Source organism: Plantibacter sp. ME-Dv--P-122b (genome assembly GCF_030209375.1).
In the GTDB taxonomy this organism is placed as follows: Bacteria; Actinomycetota; Actinomycetes; order Actinomycetales; family Microbacteriaceae; genus Plantibacter.
In genome coordinates, this window is record NZ_JARVSC010000002.1 from 165,216 (window position 1) to 182,959 (window position 17,744).

Below are 17,744 nucleotides of genomic sequence, written 5' to 3' on the forward strand. Positions count from 1 at the left end.
CCTGAAGGTCGGACGGGAAGAAAAGTGGTAACGATACAAGACGTGGCGAAAGCCGCCGGGGTCTCGCCCATGACGGTGTCGCACGTGATCAACGACCACCCGTACGTCCGCGAGACGACGCGCGACAAGGTGCAGCAGGCGATCGACGAGCTCGGCTATCGCGTGAACATCGCGGCCCGCAACCTGCGCACCGGACGGACCTCGACCATCGGTCTGGCGATTCCGGAGATCGACAGGCCGTACTACGCGCAGCTCGCCGCTCGCATCGTCGCCGCAGCGGGGCGACGCGGCCTGCGGGTCGCCATCGAGCAGACCGGGGCGACGAAGGAGAACGAGCTGAGCACTCTGGCGACGTCCCGCAACCGCCTCTACGACGGACTCATCCTGGCGACGGTGGGGCTCGGGTTCGCCGATCGGGAGCTGCTCAACGTCGACTTCCCGGTGGTGATCCTCGGGGAGCGCATCTTCGACGGCCCGGTGGACCACATCTCGATGCCGAACGTCAGCGGCAGTGCGGCCGCCGTCGAGCATCTGATCGAACGAGGTGCGCGCCGCATCCTCATGTTGCAGGGCAACGAGCTCAGCGAGCTCGGGATGCCGCCCCTCCGACTGGACGGGTACCGTGCGGCGCACGAGCGGGCGGGGCTTCCGGTCGACGAGGCGCTCCTGATCCCCGTCCCGGCCTTCACCATGCAGGCGGCGCGCGAGGCGGTCGTCGCCGCGGTTGCGAACGGACTGACGTTCGACGGCGTATTCTGCATCACCGATTCGATGGGGGTGGGGGTACTCCGCGGTCTCGCGAGTTGCGGGCTCCGTGTCCCGGAGGACGTGAAAGTCATCGGCTTCGACAACATCGACGAGGCCGAGTTCACGGTCCCCTCCCTCTCGTCGATCGCCCCCGACCACGACGAGATGGCCGAGACCGCCGTCTCCTTGCTCGTACAACGCATCGAGCAGGCGAAGCGTCCTGCGCCGCGGGAGGTGGAGGCCGGGTTCCGACTGATCGAACGGGAGTCGTCCGCAGGTCGCGTGGAGCGCTGACACGGGTCCTCCGATCGTCGTCGATTCGAATCTGCGGGGTGCAGGTTTGTATCGTTACACGAAACGTCGTCGGCGTCTAGATCGGATTTCCTCGAGGTCATGATGGGGCGTGGGCCGGTCCGCTTGCTCGCCGTCGGTTGCTGTGTAACGATACAAACCGGGCGGCCGGAACGTCCCGCGGCTGCTCACCGAAGCGCAGCCCGTCCGGATCCTCCCAGAGAGAGACCGATGACCCACCGTTCCAACGAGACCCCGAGTCCGTTCACCGTCGTCAACGGCGCCGTCGAATGGCGCGGTGACGGCGAGACCCTCCGCGTTGAAGCCTGGGGGTCGCACAGCGTCCGCGTGCGCTCATCGACGGTGGCGCCGCTGCAGGACGACCGATGGGCGCTACTCGACCCGCTGCCGTCCGCCCCGAGCGTCGAGGTCGACGGCGATCGTGCGACCCTTCGCAACGGCCGGATGACCGTGGTGCTGCAGGCGCACACCGAACGCGGCTGGCAGACCGGCTATCCCGCGCACTCCTGCCGGATCGCCTTCCACGACGACCGAGGTCTGCTGCTGGAGGAGCTGCACGACGGCGGCGCGCTCCAGCGAATCGCCCGCGATCACCGTCCCCGCCTCGGCGGTCGCGAGGTGCACCTGACCGCGGCCTTCGAGCCGCCCGCCTCCGAGCGCCTCGCCGGGATGGGTCAATACCAGCAGGACCTCCTCGACCTGAAGGGCAGTACCTTCGAGCTCGCGCACCGCAATTCCCAGGTGAGCGTGCCGTTCGTCGTGTCGGACCGGGGGTACGGGTTCCTGTGGCACAACCCGGCGGTGGGACGGGCCACCTTCGCCACCAACCGGACCGAGTGGGTCGCCGAGTCGACCGGTCAGCTGGACTACTGGATCACCGCGGCTCAGACGCCCGCCGACATCCTGCGCGCCTACGCCGATGCGACGGGACACGTCCCGGAGATGCCCGAGTACGGTCTCGGTCTCTGGCAATCGAGGCTGCGTTACTGGAACCAGCAGCAGGTCCTCGAGGTCGCGCGCGAACACGTGCGGCGTGGGATCCCGCTCGACGTGATCATCATCGACTTCTTCCACTGGCCGAGGATGGGGGACTACCGCTTCGAAGACGAGCTCTGGCCGGACCCAGCGGCGATGGTCGCGGAACTCCGCTCCCTCGGGATCGAGGTGATGGTGTCGGTCTGGCCCCAGGTGTCGCTCGAATCGGAGAACTACGACCAGATGCGTCGCGAGAATCTGCTCGTCACGGCGGACCGAGGCGTCGACATCCAGATGCACTTCGGGGGACCGTCGGCGTTCATCGACCCCACGTCGCCGGAAGCGAGGACGTTCCTCCGGGACCGCTTGCAGAACGGCTATGGCCGGCACGGCATCAAGCTGTTCTGGCTCGACGAGGCTGAGCCGGAGTTCGCCCTCTACCACTTCGACACCTACCGGCTCGCAGCCGGCCCAGTGCTCCAGACCGGGAACCTCTACCCGCAGCAGTTCGTCAAGGCGGTCCACAGGGGTGAAGGCGACGACCCGGACAGCGGACGGATCAGCCTGGTCAGGGCCGCATGGGCGGGGAGTCAACGGTATGGCGCGCTCATCTGGTCCGGGGACATCCGATCCGACTGGCAGGACCTTCGGCGCCAGATCACCGCCGGTATCCACATGGGCGTCGCCGGGATCCCCTGGGTCACGACCGATATCGGCGGCTTCGGCGGCGGCCGGGTCGACGACCCCGCCTTCCACGAACTCCTCGTGCGCTGGTTCCAGTTCGGCGCGTTCAGTCCCGTGCTCCGCATGCACGGTGATCGCAGCCCGTCCGTCCCGGTCACGGCAGCCGACGGGACGGAGCGTCTGGCGTCCGGCGGTCCCAACGAACTCTGGGCGTACGGCGACGAGGTCTACGCGGTCCTCCGCCGGTACCTCTCCATCCGCGAACGGCTCCGTCCCTACCTCCGCGAGATCATGGACGAGGCCCACCGCATCGGGACGCCTGTCGTGCGGGGGCTTTTCCTGGAGTTCCCCGACGACCCGGCCGTCTGGTCGACACCCGACCAGTATCTGCTGGGGCCCGACCTGCTGGTGGCCCCGGTCACGCAGCCCGGCGCGACGACCCGGACCGTCTACCTGCCGGCCGGTGCCCGGTGGACCGCCCTCGCGACGGGTGTCCGGCACGAGGGCGGCCGGACGATCACCGTCGAGACACCGCTCGACGTCCTGCCGCTGTTCCTCCGTGACGATCGCCGCCCGGAACTCGCCGACCTGCTGATTGGAGCCGACTCATGACGACGATCATGGTCAACCGCAATGAAGCCACGCCGATCAGTCCAGAGCTGTGGGGGGTGTTCTTCGAGGACATCAACCATGCTGCCGACGGCGGCCTGTACGCAGAACTCGTCCAGAACCGGTCCTTCGCCTACTCGGAGGCCGACTCGCCCGGATGGCACGCGCTCACCGCCTGGCGGACCGAGGGCGACGTCCGACGGTGCAGTGACGAGCCGCTGTCGCCGAACGCCCCCGTCTTCCTCCGCATGGGGGAGCACGGTGTCGCGGCACGGGCGTGCAACGAGGGGTTCGACGGCATCGTCGTCCGTCGCGGACAGACCTACCGCTGCTCCATGTTCGTCAGAGCGGAGGGATCCACCCGCGTCGACGTCGTCCTCGCAGCGGGTGGCGTCGCGGTCTCCGCCGTCATCCCGGTGACGGGGTCGCGAACGTGGGCGCGCGTCGAAGCGGTGCTGCAGGCGACGGTCGACGCAGCCGACGGCACGCTCACGGTCGCCACCGACGGCGACTCGCTTGTCGACATCGACCTCGTCTCGCTCTTCCCGGAGCACGTGTTCGCCGGAGACGACAACGGGTTGCGGCAGGACCTCGCCCAGGCGGTGGCCGCGCTGCGGCCCCGGTTCATGCGCTTCCCCGGCGGCTGTGTCGCGCACGGGCTCGGTCTCGACAACATGTACCGCTGGCCGGAGACCGTCGGCCCCGTGCAGGATCGTCGGCATGATGCCAACCTGTGGGGGTACCACCAGTCCCGCGGGCTCGGGTACTACGAGATGTTCCGGTTCTGCGCGCAGATCGGTGCCTCGCCGCTGCCGGTCGTCGCGGCGGGGGTCTGCTGCCAGAACACCATCGGTGGACCGGTGCCGCTGCCCGACACGGAGATGGACGCCTACATCCAGGAGGTGCTCGACCTCGTCGAGTTCGCCAACAGCACGACGGACACCCGATGGGGCGCCGTTCGTGCCTCGCTCGGTCACCCGGCCCCGTTCGGACTGCGGTTCCTCGGGGTGGGCAACGAGGACCAGATCGACGAGGTGTTCCGGGACCGCTTCGCGCGACTCCTCCGCGCGCTTCGGGAGCGGCACCCGGAGATCCAGGTCGTCGGGACAGCCGGCCCTGCACCGCACGGCCCCGACTTCGAGGCGGGGTGGGCGCTCGCACGTGAACTCGAGGTCCCCGTGGTCGACGAGCACAGCTACAAGTCGCCGCGGTGGTTCTTCCAGAACGTCCACCGCTATGACGACTACGACCGCACCGGGCCCCGGGTCTACCTCGGGGAGTACGGCTCGTGGGGCAACACGATGCTGAACGCCCTGTCCGAGGCGGCCTACATGACCGGACTGGAACGCAACGGCGACGTGGTCGCGCTCGCCTCCTACGCGCCGCTCCTCGCCAAGGTGGACCACACGCAGTGGGTGCCCGACCTCATCTACTTCGACGGTGAACGCGTGTACGAGACGCTCAACTACCACGTGCAGGGGATGTTCTCCCGGACGGCCGGCGATCGCGCCCTCCACCTCGAGATCGCGGACGCCCCGTCGTGGTTCCGCGCCGCGGGCGGTGCGACGCGGTTCGCCGTGTCGGCGAAGGGTTTCGAGGTGCGGTGTTCCGACATCACGGTGCAGGACCGGCCGTTGCCCGACGTCACCCTCGGGTCCGACTCGGGGCGGTTCGACCTGACGACCGATCTCGGTTCGCTGGACGTCGAACTCGCGCTGACGCTGCACGTGGAGGCAGGCGACGCAGAGCGGGGATCCTTCGCAGTGCACGTCGGTGACCTCGACGGGGGCGAACACTGGGAGTGGAACTTCGGGACCTGGTTGAACCGCACGATGACCCTCCACACGACCACGGACGGATTCCGGGACGAGGCGTCGCCCGGCGTGCCCTTCCGGCTCGAGGTGGGGCGCGAGTACCGCCTCCGGCTCGGTGTCGGCGGCGATGGCCGCGTCTTCTCGGTCTTCGTCGACGGCGTCCTGCTGCACCGGCACGTCGACGAGGACGCACCCGAACACCGCTTCGTGGCCTCCTGCGTCACGGACAGCCGCACCGGACGGACCGCGCTGCGCATCGTCAACGCCACGGACGAGGAGACGCCGGTCGAGCTCGTGGACGCGGAGGGCCGACCGCTCGTCGTGCTCGCCGCCGAGACCCTCGCCTGCGCGCCCGCTGACGGGGTGCCGTTCGCGAGCGCGCCGACGCGGCCGACGGGACTGTGCGTCCAGGGCGGGGTGCGTGTGCCGCCGTGGTCGCTCACCGTCCTCCAACTCGCCTGACGGGACCAGCAGGGACCAGGGCGTGGCGGCGTCGACGATCGTGTCGACGCCGCCACGCGCGGTTCAGCGTCCGTTCGCGTCGAGCCAGGTGCGGGAGGCGCTGAGCCCCTCGGCGAGCCCTGCCTCGCTCTCCTCGTCGACGCAGAGCCACCCGGTGTATCCGGCCCGGTCGAGCGCGTCGAGGACGCCGAGCAGGTCGAGCTCGCCCTGGCCGGCCAGACGCCATTCGCCGTCGCGTCCGACGGGGAGCGAGTAGTCCTTCAGATGCAGGTTGTCGATGTGAGGCCCGAACTCGTCGATGAAGCCGGGGAGGTCGGCGATGTCGGACCTCGCCAGGTGCGCGGTGTCGACCGTGAGTCCCAGGAGTCCTGGTTCGACGCCGTCGAAGAACTCCCGGAAGTCCGTGAGCTCCATGACCGGCTGGTCGGTGTGGTGGTGGAGGGAGAAGGCCACGCCGCGCTCCCCGGCTTCCGCGGCGATGTCGAGCAAGGTGCGGGCGAACGCGCGTCGCTGGTCGGCGTCGACTCCCAGGTGCGGATGGCCATGGCAGAACACGATGCGTTCGGCACCGACGCCTGCCGCGAACCCGATGGTCGCCCGGATGCGCTCCCGCCCGTCGTCGTCGATCGAGTCACCCGTGATCACCGCGGAGTAGATCCCCGGATCCGCCCCGAGCTCGTCGAGCGCACGAGCGGGGTCGGAGACGAAGTCCGCGTACTGGGCACCCTTCAGCTGGAGCCCCTCGTACCCTTCGTCCCGGAACGTCCCGATGAGGACGGGCACCTCGGCGGGCTCGAGGAATTTCGAGAAGGCGCGGCGGAGCCCGCTCATTCGCCGATCACCTCGCGCTCGGCGGTGTCGAAGATGATGAGGAGTTCGCATTCCTCGTCCCCGATGTTCACCGCGTTGTGCACGGCGCCGAGCGGAATGGAGATCGTGTCACCGGGACCCATCTCCACGTACTCGTCGTCCACACGGTTGCGGATGCGACCGCGGATGACGGTCAGCACCTCGTCGCAGTTCGGGTGATGGTGCACCGGGTTGTTCCGTCCGGGCTGGATGAAGCACTTCCCGACAGTCAGGACGTCGGAATTGCCCTCCGATCCGGCGACCATCCACTCGAGCCGCCCCCAATCCTGTGGAAGCACGGTTGCGGTTCCGGCTGGAATGAATCCGCCCCGGCGGCTCGTCGTGTTCTCGGTCATCGTTACTCCTTGATCTGGTGGTGCTCGTGGGGTGTCCGGTCTTGTGGTCGGTCGGAGTCGCGGCGGCCGGCCGAGGTGACGCCCGGCCGGCCGGCGAGGGTCAACCGCCCAACTGCTTGATCTTGGCGTCGAGCGCGGCGCCGACCTCCTCGGGGGTCAGCTGTCCCTGAGCCATGAGCTGCAGTTGCGCGACGAGCTCGACGTTCAGCGCGTCCTGATACCGGGGCCAGGCAGCCATCGGGAGGTACACGCGCTCCTCTTGGAGGGCGAGGAGGTTCGGTTCCAGGTGCTCGTCGATGGATGGTTCGTAGTCGGCCGTGGTCGTCATCGAGTTGGTCTGTTCCTGGTAGACCTTCACACCCTCGGGACTGGCGAGGAACGCGAGGAAGGCCTGGGCCGCCTCGGGCTGCTTGGCCTTCGCGTTGATGGCCCATCCGGGAGAAGCGTTCCCGGAGAACCAGGCCACACCATCCGGCTGCGGGAAGCCCGCGATCCTCCAGTTCAGCTCCGGGTTCAACTCGGGTACCTTCTTCACGTTCCACGGCCCCATCGGGATCATGGCGGCACGGCCGGTGACGAATTCCTCGAGCACCTGGTCGCCGTTGATCCCGACGACATCCTTGGAGATGAGGCCCTCATCGAAGAGGTCGGCCCAGCGTTCAAGCGGTTCTTGCCAGTTCTCGGCGAACGAACCCGTCCCGTCGAACGCGGCGAGGTCGCTGGTGCCGTTCTTCGCGTTGGCCGCGCCAACACTGGAGGCGATGCTGTCCGGGACCGCGGCCCACGGCTCGAGGTACGGTGTCACGCCGGTGGCCTCGAGATCGCGCAGGAGTTGGACGAACTCGTCCCACTGCGTCGGGAACTCGTCATATCCCAGCGAGGCGAGCAGATCGACGTCATAGGCGAGACCGGTTGACCATGACGAGATCGAGAGGCCGTAGACCCGCCCCTCCGATCCGCGGACCGTCTTGTTCAGCGGAGCGATCGCGTCCATGTAGGGCTCATCCGTCAGGTCCAGGATCAGCTTCCCTTCGATGAGGTTGGTCTTGTTCTCGGACCCCATGACGAAGACGTCGGCGGCGGTACCCGCGAGGAGGCGGTTCTGCAAGGTCGAGATGTACTCGGCCACCGGAGGCGCGTGGGAGACCTCGACCGTGATGTCCGGGTTCTCCTGCTCGAAGGCCTCGATGACGGGTGCCATCACCTCCGGGCTGTCCCAGGTCATGAACGTGAGGGTGGTCTTCCCGCCGTCCGCGCCGGAGCAGCCGCCGAGGGCGAGGGCGAGGGCGGCGGCGCCGGCGAACAGGGGGAGCGGGCGGACGCGGGTGCGCCGAGGGTTCGTGCGGACGGATCTGTGCATCATTGCGGATCTCGATTCTCTGCGGGTGGTGATGGTCGTGGAGCGGGTGATATGGATGGGACGAGCGATCAGCCCTTGACGCTGCCGGCGAGGAGGCCGTTCACGATGTGGCGCTGCATGGCGACGAAGAAGACCACCATCGGGATGAGCGCGAGTACCGAGAGCGCGAGGAAGGCAGGCCAGTCGACGGTGAACTCACCGACCGCCTTGTAGACCTGGAGCACCAGGGTCGAGTGCTGTGGCGAGCTGAGGAACACCACGGGGGTGAGGAAGTCGTTCCAGACCCACATGGTCTGGAAGACCCCGACCGTGATGAGGATCGGGCGGATCAGCGGGAGGGCGATCCGCCAGTAGATCTGGAGTGGGCTCGCACCGTCGAGCTTCGCGGCCTCGATCATCTCGCCGGGGATCGTGCGCATGTAGCCGACGATCAGGAAGTAGCAGAACACCGAGCCCGCCGTGTACAGGAGGATGAGCCCGAGGAGCGAGTCCACCAGACCGAGCTGCGCGAAGAACCGGTACAGCGGGATGAGGGTGACCTGTCCTGGAACGAGGAAGGCGATCACGAAGACCACGGAGATGAGTCTCGAGCGTCGCAGGATGACCGAGAAGGCGGCGAGAGATCCGATCAGCAGCATGAGCAGGATCGAGACGACCGTCACGAGCAGCGTGTTGCCGAAGGCCTGCACGATCGGTACGTCGTTCAGGACACGTGCGTAGGTGTCCAGCCGCCATGCGGTCGGCAGTGCGAGTGGTGCGGCAGCCGTCTCCGCCTGGGTCTTGAAGGTGTTGACGACGATGTAGTAGAACGGCAGGCCGACGATGCAGGCCAGCGGCACCATGATGATGGTCGTCACGATCGCTCTCGGCCGCAGGACCGCTGGCCGTGCGGCGGGTCGGGCGGTGGTGGTGGTGGTCACGAGTTCCTCCGTTCGGCCCGGTTCGAGAGCAGGAGTTGGATGGCGACGATGACGCCGACGAGCAGCATGAAGACGACCGCGAGCGCCGATGCCCGTCCGAACTGCGCTTGCGAGATCCCGTTCAGGATGATCGTCTGCGTGATGGTGTTCGTGGCGAAACCGGGTCCGCCGCCGGTCAGGGTGAAAGGCAGCTCGTACACCTTGAGGCCACTGGTCATGAGGAGCAGGCAGCTGATGGTGACCGCCGGTGTGAGCAATGGGACGGTGATGTGCCGGAACTGCTGGAGTGCCGATGCGCCGTCGACGGTCGCGACCTCGTACAGGTCCGCCGGGATCGACTGCAGGTAGGCGAGGTAGAGGATGGCGTGCCACCCCGCCGTCGACCAGACACCGACGACGATGACGGAGAGCTGGGCGAGCGTCGAATCGGACAGCCACGGCACGGGGCCGAAGCCGAAGGTGTTCCTGATGAGGGAGTTGAGGGCGCCGGATCCGAGTGGGGAGAGGATGAATCCCCAGACGAGGCCGAGGATGGCGACGCTCGGGATCGAGGGGAAGAAGAACACCGATCGCACGAAGTTCCGTCCGATGAAGCTCCGATTCAGGATGACCGCCGTGGGGATCGCGATCACCGTGACGAGCGCGGTGGTCCCGATCGTGAAGAGGATGGTGAAGGCCAGACCGGCCGTCATCGACGGATCCGTGAAGATCGCTGCGTAGTTGTCGAGCCCGACGAAGTTCACGTCGGTGCTGTAGCCGCCGAAGTCGGTGAAGCTCCAGTAGACCGATTGCGCGAGCGGGTAGGCGAACAGGAAGACGAACACGATGAGCAGCGGGATTGCAAAGGCCCGCACCTGGAACCGCTCCGCGAACTGGATCGCCGGGTGACGAGGAGCTCCGGCGGCGGAGACGGCGGTGGAGGGCGTGTCGGAGCGGTCTGATCGTGCCAGGGTGTCGGTCATGGCAACAGGCCGTCCACGAAGGTCACCGGTTCCCCGCTCTGTGCCGCGCGGTAGACCCCGTCGATGAGCGAGATCGTCTTGAGGTTGTCGCGGCCGGAGTTCGGCGCTTCCACACCCGTCTCAACCGCGTCGAGCAGGCCGGCCAGCGCCCCGTAGGCGGTGAGCGGCTTGTTGGTGGCGGTCGCGAGCGGGATGTCGACCGTCTCGGTCCCGGTCGGGCCGGCGATCGTGATCGTGCTCTTCGAGATGTGCAGGGTGCCCTCGTCGCCGAGGACGACGGTGTCCCACTGGGTGATCCAGCTGCTGAAGCTGTCGGTGTAGGTGACGGTGGCGTCGCCGAAGCGGATCTGCACGTTCGCGTCGGTCTCGCCGACGGCGGGCACGGACGGCGCGGAGAACGTGCGGGCGACGAGCCAGTCCGCGTCCTGGTCGAGCAGCCGGCGGAACCCGTCGAGCCAGTGGACCCCCATCACCATGAGCGCGTGGTGCGGTTGGTCGTTCCGCCAGCCCTCGTCCACCCGATGCATCAGCTCCCGGTGGTTGATCACCCGGACCCGGCCGATGCGGCCCTCTTCGATCAGTGTTCTGGCCTGCTCGAAACCGTAGTGCTCACGGAAGTTCTGGTCGACCGCGAGCTGCACACCCGCGTCGTCGGCGATCCGGACGAGCTCCCTGGCCTCGTCGAGGCCGTCGGCGAAGGGCTTCTCCACGAGGATGTGCTTGCCGGCCCCGGCGAGTGCGCGGACGGTCTCGACCCGTACGTGGCTCGGTGTGCACACGACGGCGACGTCGAACTCGACCGCGTCGAGCGCTTCCTGGAGCGACGCGAAACCGGTGTGGATGCCGTAAGTGGACGCGGCCCAGTCCCGGCGTTCCGCCGACGGGTCGACGACCGCGACGATGTCGAGTCGCTCCGGGCGCATGCGGAACCCGTCGAAGTGCATGGCGCTCACGCCACCGGCTCCGACGACCACGATCCGATGGCGCTTCGGGTGCGTTGTGTTGTCGTTCATCCAGACCTCCTCGTCGGACGACGAAGTCTGGGGGATCGACCTCGGCGTCGAGCGGCAGTGCTGCCGCCTCGGACTCAGCCTGGACGTCGCCGCGGACGGAAGAGAGGGCCAATATGCGGTCGATGGCCCACAGCCGTGCCCCTGGGATCGTCGGTTCCAGCGGATCAGTCGGTCATGGCGTTCCAGGTCGCTGCCAACAGCTCGATGCCGGTTCGGGTCGTCTCCGGGTCGTTCGCATAGGAGAGCCGCACGAAGTCGGCGAGGCGATCCTCGACGCTGAAGGTCGGTCCGGGAAGCAGCCGGACGCCGTTCCGCTCGGCGCGTTGGACGAACGCGGGGGCGTCGGGCTCGGGGAGTTGAATCCACAGCGACCCTCCGCCGACCGGAACGTGAGGCGTCCAATCGGGCAAATGTTCCGCGATGGCGGCGAGGGCGAGTGCGCGACGCTCGGTCAGGACGCTCAGCCGCTCGTCCCTGGCCCGTTCGATCTTGCCGAGCAGGCGGGCCGCGACGATCTGAGCAAGCACCGAGGTGCCGAGATCCTCACCACCCTTCACGGCGGTGAGCTCGGCGATGAGGTCGGGATGCGCACGGAGCCAACCGACTCGCAGACCGCCCCAGAACGACTTGCTCACCGAGCCCACGGTGAGGATCTGCTGCCCGCCGGCGGCAAGCGGGATCGGGCGCCGCTCACCGTCGATGACGGTGTCCGCGAGTGTGGCGTCGTCGATGACCGGCACGTTGTGGCGCGTCGAGATGGATGCCACACGGCTGCGACGGAAGCCGTCGAGAACCGAGCCCGACGGGTTGTGGACGGTGGACTGGATGACGATCAGCACCGGAGAATGCGCGACGACCTGTCGGGCGAGGTCGTCGACGTCGATCCCGTCGGGCCCGGAACGGACGCCGACGAGCCGCGCTCCGAGCGCGGTCAGCGATTCGATGGCTCCGCGGAACGTCGGTTCCTCCACCAGCACGGTGGATCCGTGTGAGATGAAGGCGGCGGCGGCGAGTCGGAGTGCCTGCTGGGCGCCGGAGGTCACCAGGATGTGTTCAGGCGCGGTCGGGAGACCGAGATCGGTGTAGTAGGCGGCGATCGCGAGCCGCAGTTCGGCGAGGCCGGCCGGCAGGTAACCGTGTCCGGCGACGAGCTCGCGGGTCCGTGATCCGTCGACGCGGTTGAACTCATCGGCGACCATCGGCAGGCCCGGCAATGCGGCGCTCCTCAGGTCGATGGCGTCCCGCACCCGCTGCTCGCCGAACGACCGGAGCCGGTCACCCCCGTGACTGGTTGCGCGCCTCCGCGAGACGGTGACGTAGGTCCCGTCACCCTGCCTGCTCGAGACCACGCCGTCGGCACGCAACTCGTCGAGCGCCTTCGTCACGGTGTTCCGGCTGACGCCCAGGGCCGCGCCGAGGGCACGCTCCGAGGGGAGCCGTGACCCAGGGACGAGTGCCCCGGTGCGGATGAGGACCCGCAGCCGTTCGGCCAGCTCGTCGTGGAGGGACTGCTCCCCGAGTTGCCAGTCGCCGAGGAGGCGGAGGAGCCGGTTGGCTCCGACCGCAACCAATTGGAACGCATTGGCACTCGCTCGCTCGATCGTCATGGGCACATCATTGAGGCATTCCGCGGCCCCGTCAAACGAGTGAGCCGCGCGGGACTGGGAGGTAACGCATGTCGCCGCACACCGTCGTGCTGCTCGGAACACTCGACACGAAGGGCGAGGAATACGCGTTCGTCCGCGAACGGCTGCATGCTGCGGGGGTGGCGACGCTCGTCGTCGATGTCGGGGTACTCGGGGTTCCGGCGTTCTCGCCCGACATCGACCGCGCGGCCGTCGCGGCCGCGGGCGGCTCCTCGGTCGACGAGCTCGTCGCCCGAGGCGACCGTGGGGCGGCGATGGCGGTCATGGCTGCCGGGGCCGCCTCGATCGTCGCGGGACTCGTCGCCGATGGAACCGTCCTGGGGGCGCTCGCCCTCGGCGGGACCGGAGGGACGTCCCTGGCGGCCACTGCCTTCCGTCCGCTCCCGCTCGGGTTCCCGAAGATCATCGTCTCGACGGCGGCATCCGGTTCGACCGAACAGTACATCGGAGCGAGTGACCTGATCCTCGCCCCCTCGGTCGTGGACGTCGCCGGGCTGAACCGGATCTCGGTGCCCGTGCTCGCCAATGCGGCCGCAGCGCTCGCAGGCATGGTCCTCGCCGAGCCGCTTCCGGAGCGCCCTCATCGACCCATGGTCGCCGCGAGCATGTTCGGGGTGACCACCGCCGGCGTCACGCAGGCGCGGGAGCGGCTCGAAGCGCTCGGATACGAGGTGCTCGTCTTCCACATGACGGGTTCCGGCGGAACGGCCATGGAGTCACTCATCGCCGGGGGGTTCTTCGCCGGCGTCCTCGACCTGACCACGACGGAGTTGGCCGACGAGCTCGTCGGCGGTGTCTTCTCCGCGGGACCGGACCGGCTGACCGCCGCCGGTCGGCACGGCGTGCCCCAGGTGATCGCACCCGGAGCGCTCGACATGGTCAATTTCGGCCCGGTCGCCTCGGTCCCGAACGTCTTCGCGGAGCGGAACCTGTACGTCCACAACTCCAGCGTGACGCTCATGCGGACGACTCCTGAGGAGTGCGCAACGCTCGGCGCACAGCTCGCGTCCAAAGCAGCAGCAGCAGTCGGGCCGACGACCGTGCTCCTCCCACGTGGCGGGATCTCCGCGATAGCGACCCACGGGGGTCCGTTCGCCGACCCGTCGGCCGACGACGCACTGTTCCACGCCATCCGCGAAGGACTCGCCGGCTCCACGGTGGACCTCGTCGAGATCGACGCCGACATCAACGCGGCGGCCTTCGCGACCGCCGCCGTCGACCGGCTGCACGCGATGATCGAGCGGCGTCGCGCCGAGCCGCCCGAGCACACCGACCAACGATCGACCCCTCATCAGCACACGAACCACCAGGGAGCACCATCATGACCTTCGTCGCCCGTGACGAACTCCTCGCCCGCCTCAGAGCCAAGGTCGCCGCCCGCGAACCCATCGTCGGTGCCGGGGCCGGTACCGGTCTCTCCGCGAAGTGCGAGGAGGACGGGGGAGCGGATCTCATCGTCATCTACAACTCAGGACGCTTCCGCATGGCCGGCCGAGGATCGCTCAGTGGTCTCCTCGCCTACGGCAATGCCAACGACATCGTCGTCGACATGGGACGTGAGATCCTTCCCATCCCGCAACGGACTCCGGTGCTCGCCGGAGTGAACGGCACCGACCCGTTCATCGACTTGCCTCGCTTCGTCCGCCAGCTCAAAGACCAGGGGTTCTCCGGCGTGCAGAACTTCCCGACGGTGGGCCTCATCGACGGGAACTTCCGGGCGAACCTCGAGGAGACCGGCATGGGCTACGACAAGGAGGTCGAACTGATCCGGATCGCCCATGAAGCTGATCTGCTGACGACGCCCTATGTCTTCTCCGCGGAGGATGCCGCCTCGATGACCGAGGCCGGCGCCGATGTCATCGTCGCGCACCTCGGACTGACGACCGGCGGATCCATCGGGGCCGAGACGGCGAAGACCCTCGACGACGGTGTCGCCCTCTCCGAGGAATGGGCTGCTGCCGCGAGGAAGGTTCGGAGCGACGTCATCGTCCTCGTGCACGGCGGACCGGTCGCCGAACCGGTCGACGCTCAGTACGTGCTCGACCGCGCCCCTGGCATCGACGGATTCTACGGAGCGTCCTCCATGGAGAGGCTTCCCACCGAGCGTGCCCTCACCGCTCAAGTGCGGGAGTTCACCTCCCTCTCATTGCCGCGTGTCTGAGAGGACGTGGACCGGCAGCTCGTCGCCGGCAGGGAGTCGACGTCGCCGGAGTCGAAGGCGGGGAGTCCGTGGCCGCTGCTCGGTACTGCGCCTCTGGTCCTAGGATGGCCGGATGCGCCCAGCGAGAACTCCGCATCCTCACTCCAGGGTGAGCCTCGTCCTCCGCCTACTCGCCGGTGTCGTGGCGGCGGTGGCCGTCGTCGTATTCGTCCTGGCGACCTCGATGGTGCTGTCGAGTCGCTTCGGCTGGGACGATAGCGATGCGCACGGCTACAGCCTGCTCTTCGGTACCCCATTCGCCATCGTCGCCGGACTGGTCGCAGCCGTCGCCCTATCGCTGGCCGTGCCACCGGGACGACGGGGCCGTACTCGGACCGTGACGCTGGGGGTGCTCGCGGCGGTGGTCGTCCTGCTCATCGTCGCGGTCGCCACCGCGTGAGCCCGTGCCTCAGCTGATCGGACCGGTTGGCAGCTGCGCCTGAGCGCACGTGCGTACCTCGGACGGTATACGGTCGAAGCATGACCCACCCCCTGGAACCGGGCACGACCACTGCGCCCGCCGGGTCGCCGATCGAGGCACGCCGCAGGCACTACGCGGAGTTCTACGGCCTCGCACCCTTGCCGCCGGCGTTCGGTGTGGTGCTCGGCAACTGCCAGGCGGAATCGCTCCGGACGGTGATGGATGCTCCGGATCGCAGGTTCGTGCGCGTGCCGGCCGTGCACGAGATGACCGCCGAGGACGCGGAGCGACTGCACGAGGTGGTGGGTGCCGCGCACACCGTGGTGTCGCAGCCGGTCCGGGACGACTACCACGGTCTGCGGCTCGGCACGCGTCAAGTGACGGCGTCCACGCGCGGGCGCGTGCTCACGGTGACTCCGGTGCGCTTCGGCGGTCTGCATCCGTTCCAGGCCGCCGTCCGGGTCCCCGGCGTCGAGGAGAACCCGCCGATCGTGGCGTACCACGACGTCCGGACCCTCGCTGCTGCCGTAGGCCTCTCATGCGCGTCACGCCTCCAGCCCGACGCCGTTCGCGCGATCGGCCGTGCATCCGTCGAGGAACTGCGGAGACGCGAGGTCGTGACCGATGTGGCGGTGTCCGACCTGTTCGACTCGGTCACCGCCGACCACGCACGAACCGTCAACCACCCGGGGAACGCCATCTGGCTGCCGCTCGGTGCCCGCATCCTCGACCTCCTGGGGGCCCACGGCGGCGTCACCGACCCCGGACGCCCGCTCCTCAACGCGGTGCGCGCACCCCTGCTACCCGAAGTCGTCGACGCCTGGTCCTTGCCGGACGAGCCACGCGATCACTGGATCATCGAGGGTGTCGAGGTCGACGACGCGGAGGTGCGTGCCGCCCACACCGGTTGGTATGCGTCCCACCCCGAGTTCGTCGCTGCGGCCGTCGACCGGCTCGCGGCCCTGCTCTCCGTGTGGCGCAACGCGTGACCGCGAGGGTGCAGCCGTGGGTCGTCGGCAACCGGTGGGACACGCTGGACGACGTCCATCCTGATCCGCTGCCGCGCGTCTCCGTCATCGTCGCGCACTACGACCAGCCCGGTGAGCTGCTCCGGACCCTGCACGCCCTCGCCGCGCAGGACTACCCGCGTCACCTCCTGGAGGTGATCGTCGCCGACGACGGATCCCCGGGTGACGTGTCGGTTCCGGACGACGTGATCCTCGTCCGGCAGGAGGACCAGGGATTCCGGCTCGCCGCCGTCCGCAACCTGGGTGTGCGGGCGAGCAGTGGCGAGGTGGTGTGCTTCCTCGATGCCGACACGGTCCCCGAGCCGGGGTACGTGCGCGCGCTCACGCGGCTCCCCGCCCTGTTGCCCGAGGCAGTCACGGTGGGGCGGCGTCGGCACGCCGACTTCAGCGGGATCGCCCCGGAGACACCGGTCGCCGAGGCGGCCGCCGGCCGTGAGCTCGCCGAACCGGCGTGGCTCGCCGAGGCGTTCGCGCGCAGTCGGGATCTGCGCGACGCGGACGACCGTTCCTATCGATTCATGATCGGCGCGGTCATCGCATGCTCGCGGAGCCTGTTCGACGAGGTCGGCGGATTCGACGAGTCCTTCACCTCGTACGGCGGTGAGGACTGGGAGTGGGCGCACCGCATGTGGCAGGCGGGAGCGGTCTTCGCCCATGTCCCGGCCGCGGTGGCTTGGCACGACGGCCCCGAGTGGGCCGAGCGCGACGACTCAGGCATGGACCGCGCGAACGCCCAGACCATGCGGCTCCTCTCGTCGATCCCCGTGTCGGGGTCGGCGCCACGAGCGCTCTGGTCGGACACGGTGGATCTTGTCGTGCGGTTGCGGGGCGCCCACGCGGCGGCCGCTCGATTCGTCGCGGCGGACTCGCTGTTCGCCGCCTTCCCGCAGGCTCGGTTCGTCCTCGAGGCCGGCGGAGCAGAGGAGCTCGGGGGAGACCCGCGCGTCCTCCGTCCATCAGCCGGAGTCGACGCCCGAGTGACGTGGGAGCTCGACCGTCCGATCGTGATCCTCGACCCGACGTGGATCGTTGATCTCGTCGACCGCCTCGGCACCGGGGACGTGGGCACCGTCGAGCTGGTCGACACGGACGGCGCGTCGCTCGGCCGCCTGCGATCCCGGCGGGCCGCGCGGCGTGAGGAACGTTGGGGCACACCCGCCGCCTTCGAGACGCAGCAGCTCGTCGCCGACGGCGTCCGCCTGCTGCGGCCGGACCCCCGGGTGGCGGCCTGGGTGGGCGGCTGGGGTGGACCCTCGTCGTTGTGCTGACTCGATCTGCGACGACGCGCTTCACGCCCCGGTGACCCGGTCCGAACGACAGCCTTCCGTCGGACGTCTGCACCACCGGACGCGTTGAGTGCAACCCCACCGGTTCCGGCACGGGTCT

Annotated in this window: 15 protein-coding genes; 8 read left to right on the forward strand and 7 right to left on the reverse strand. The window is 68.7% G+C overall.

The window, feature by feature from the left end; all coding sequences use genetic code 11:
- Window positions 1-42 precede the first annotated feature (42 nt).
- The 3 genes from QRN19_RS04255 (at window position 43) to QRN19_RS04265 (ending at window position 5,603) form a co-directional block, all read left to right on the forward strand.
- Complete coding sequence (locus tag QRN19_RS04255) at window positions 43-1,041, forward strand: LacI family DNA-binding transcriptional regulator (RefSeq protein ID WP_285025439.1); 999 nt, start codon at window positions 43-45, stop codon at window positions 1,039-1,041.
- A 228-nt stretch (window positions 1,042-1,269) separates the two neighbouring features.
- Window positions 1,270-3,330, forward strand: a complete 2,061-nt coding sequence (locus tag QRN19_RS04260) for a glycoside hydrolase family 31 protein (RefSeq protein ID WP_285025440.1) — start codon at window positions 1,270-1,272, stop codon at window positions 3,328-3,330.
- Window positions 3,327-5,603 (forward strand): alpha-L-arabinofuranosidase family protein, encoded by a 2,277-nt coding sequence (locus tag QRN19_RS04265; RefSeq protein ID WP_285025441.1) that lies wholly within the window; start codon window positions 3,327-3,329, stop codon window positions 5,601-5,603. Before QRN19_RS04260 ends, QRN19_RS04265 begins: the two co-directional genes overlap by 4 nt.
- Window positions 5,604-5,666: 63 nt before the next feature.
- Here the strand turns inward: QRN19_RS04265 and QRN19_RS04270 are convergent, their stop codons facing one another.
- From QRN19_RS04270 to QRN19_RS04300, 7 genes are all read right to left on the reverse strand, one after another.
- Window positions 5,667-6,434 (reverse strand): sugar phosphate isomerase/epimerase family protein, encoded by a 768-nt coding sequence (locus tag QRN19_RS04270; RefSeq protein WP_285025442.1) that lies wholly within the window; start codon window positions 6,432-6,434, stop codon window positions 5,667-5,669.
- Window positions 6,431-6,808, reverse strand: a complete 378-nt coding sequence (locus tag QRN19_RS04275) for a cupin domain-containing protein (RefSeq protein WP_285025443.1) — start codon at window positions 6,806-6,808, stop codon at window positions 6,431-6,433. The genes QRN19_RS04270 and QRN19_RS04275 overlap by 4 nt, the downstream gene beginning before the upstream one ends.
- Before the next feature lie 100 nt (window positions 6,809-6,908).
- On the reverse strand, window positions 6,909-8,171 hold the full coding sequence (locus tag QRN19_RS04280; protein ID WP_285025444.1) for an ABC transporter substrate-binding protein: 1,263 nt from the start codon (window positions 8,169-8,171) through the stop codon (window positions 6,909-6,911).
- Between the two features lie 65 nt (window positions 8,172-8,236).
- Window positions 8,237-9,088, reverse strand: a complete 852-nt coding sequence (locus tag QRN19_RS04285) for a carbohydrate ABC transporter permease (protein WP_285025445.1) — start codon at window positions 9,086-9,088, stop codon at window positions 8,237-8,239.
- A complete protein-coding gene (locus QRN19_RS04290) occupies window positions 9,085-10,050 on the reverse strand; it encodes a carbohydrate ABC transporter permease (protein ID WP_285025446.1) in 966 nt (321 codons plus the stop codon). The genes QRN19_RS04285 and QRN19_RS04290 overlap by 4 nt, the downstream gene beginning before the upstream one ends.
- Window positions 10,047-11,063: a Gfo/Idh/MocA family protein gene (locus QRN19_RS04295; protein WP_285025447.1), complete on the reverse strand. Its 1,017-nt coding sequence runs from the start codon at window positions 11,061-11,063 to the stop codon at window positions 10,047-10,049. The genes QRN19_RS04290 and QRN19_RS04295 overlap by 4 nt, the downstream gene beginning before the upstream one ends.
- 164 nt (window positions 11,064-11,227) lie before the next feature.
- Window positions 11,228-12,670, reverse strand: coding sequence for an aminotransferase-like domain-containing protein (locus tag QRN19_RS04300; RefSeq protein ID WP_285025448.1), 1,443 nt, complete (start codon window positions 12,668-12,670; stop codon window positions 11,228-11,230).
- A 68-nt stretch (window positions 12,671-12,738) separates the two neighbouring features.
- Between QRN19_RS04300 and QRN19_RS04305 the strand changes: the two genes are divergently transcribed.
- The 5 genes from QRN19_RS04305 to QRN19_RS04325 all read left to right on the forward strand — a co-directional run bounded on the left by QRN19_RS04305 (window position 12,739) and on the right by QRN19_RS04325 (window position 17,626).
- Window positions 12,739-14,034, forward strand: coding sequence for a Tm-1-like ATP-binding domain-containing protein (locus tag QRN19_RS04305; protein ID WP_285025449.1), 1,296 nt, complete (start codon window positions 12,739-12,741; stop codon window positions 14,032-14,034).
- Window positions 14,031-14,870 (forward strand): phosphoenolpyruvate hydrolase family protein, encoded by an 840-nt coding sequence (locus QRN19_RS04310; RefSeq protein WP_285025450.1) that lies wholly within the window; start codon window positions 14,031-14,033, stop codon window positions 14,868-14,870. The genes QRN19_RS04305 and QRN19_RS04310 overlap by 4 nt, the downstream gene beginning before the upstream one ends.
- A gap of 148 nt (window positions 14,871-15,018) precedes the next feature.
- Entirely contained in the window at window positions 15,019-15,309 is a 291-nt protein-coding gene (locus tag QRN19_RS04315) for a hypothetical protein (protein ID WP_285025451.1), read from the forward strand.
- An 80-nt stretch (window positions 15,310-15,389) separates the two neighbouring features.
- Window positions 15,390-16,319 (forward strand): WcbI family polysaccharide biosynthesis putative acetyltransferase, encoded by a 930-nt coding sequence (locus QRN19_RS04320; RefSeq protein ID WP_285025452.1) that lies wholly within the window; start codon window positions 15,390-15,392, stop codon window positions 16,317-16,319.
- The gene (locus QRN19_RS04325) at window positions 16,316-17,626 is read left to right on the forward strand and encodes a glycosyltransferase family 2 protein (RefSeq protein WP_285025453.1); all 1,311 of its coding nucleotides are present in this window, start codon (window positions 16,316-16,318) and stop codon (window positions 17,624-17,626) included. The genes QRN19_RS04320 and QRN19_RS04325 overlap by 4 nt, the downstream gene beginning before the upstream one ends.
- The last annotated feature ends 118 nt before the right edge of the window (window positions 17,627-17,744 follow it).

Bases quoted from the DNA above. Each gene is read 5' to 3' on its own strand.
- QRN19_RS04260 (WP_285025440.1), top strand. From the start codon at position 1,270: ATGACCCACCGTTCCAACGAGACCCCGAGTCCGTTCACCGTCGTCAAC.
- QRN19_RS04265 (WP_285025441.1), top strand. From the start codon at position 3,327: ATGACGACGATCATGGTCAACCGCAATGAAGCCACGCCGATCAGTCCA.
- QRN19_RS04270 (WP_285025442.1), bottom strand. From the start codon at position 6,434: ATGAGCGGGCTCCGCCGCGCCTTCTCGAAATTCCTCGAGCCCGCCGAG.
- QRN19_RS04275 (WP_285025443.1), bottom strand. From the start codon at position 6,808: ATGACCGAGAACACGACGAGCCGCCGGGGCGGATTCATTCCAGCCGGA.
- QRN19_RS04280 (WP_285025444.1), bottom strand. From the start codon at position 8,171: ATGATGCACAGATCCGTCCGCACGAACCCTCGGCGCACCCGCGTCCGC.
- QRN19_RS04290 (WP_285025446.1), bottom strand. From the start codon at position 10,050: ATGACCGACACCCTGGCACGATCAGACCGCTCCGACACGCCCTCCACC.
- QRN19_RS04295 (WP_285025447.1), bottom strand. From the start codon at position 11,063: ATGAACGACAACACAACGCACCCGAAGCGCCATCGGATCGTGGTCGTC.
- QRN19_RS04300 (WP_285025448.1), bottom strand. From the start codon at position 12,670: ATGACGATCGAGCGAGCGAGTGCCAATGCGTTCCAATTGGTTGCGGTC.
- QRN19_RS04305 (WP_285025449.1), top strand. From the start codon at position 12,739: ATGTCGCCGCACACCGTCGTGCTGCTCGGAACACTCGACACGAAGGGC.
- QRN19_RS04310 (WP_285025450.1), top strand. From the start codon at position 14,031: ATGACCTTCGTCGCCCGTGACGAACTCCTCGCCCGCCTCAGAGCCAAG.
- QRN19_RS04320 (WP_285025452.1), top strand. From the start codon at position 15,390: ATGACCCACCCCCTGGAACCGGGCACGACCACTGCGCCCGCCGGGTCG.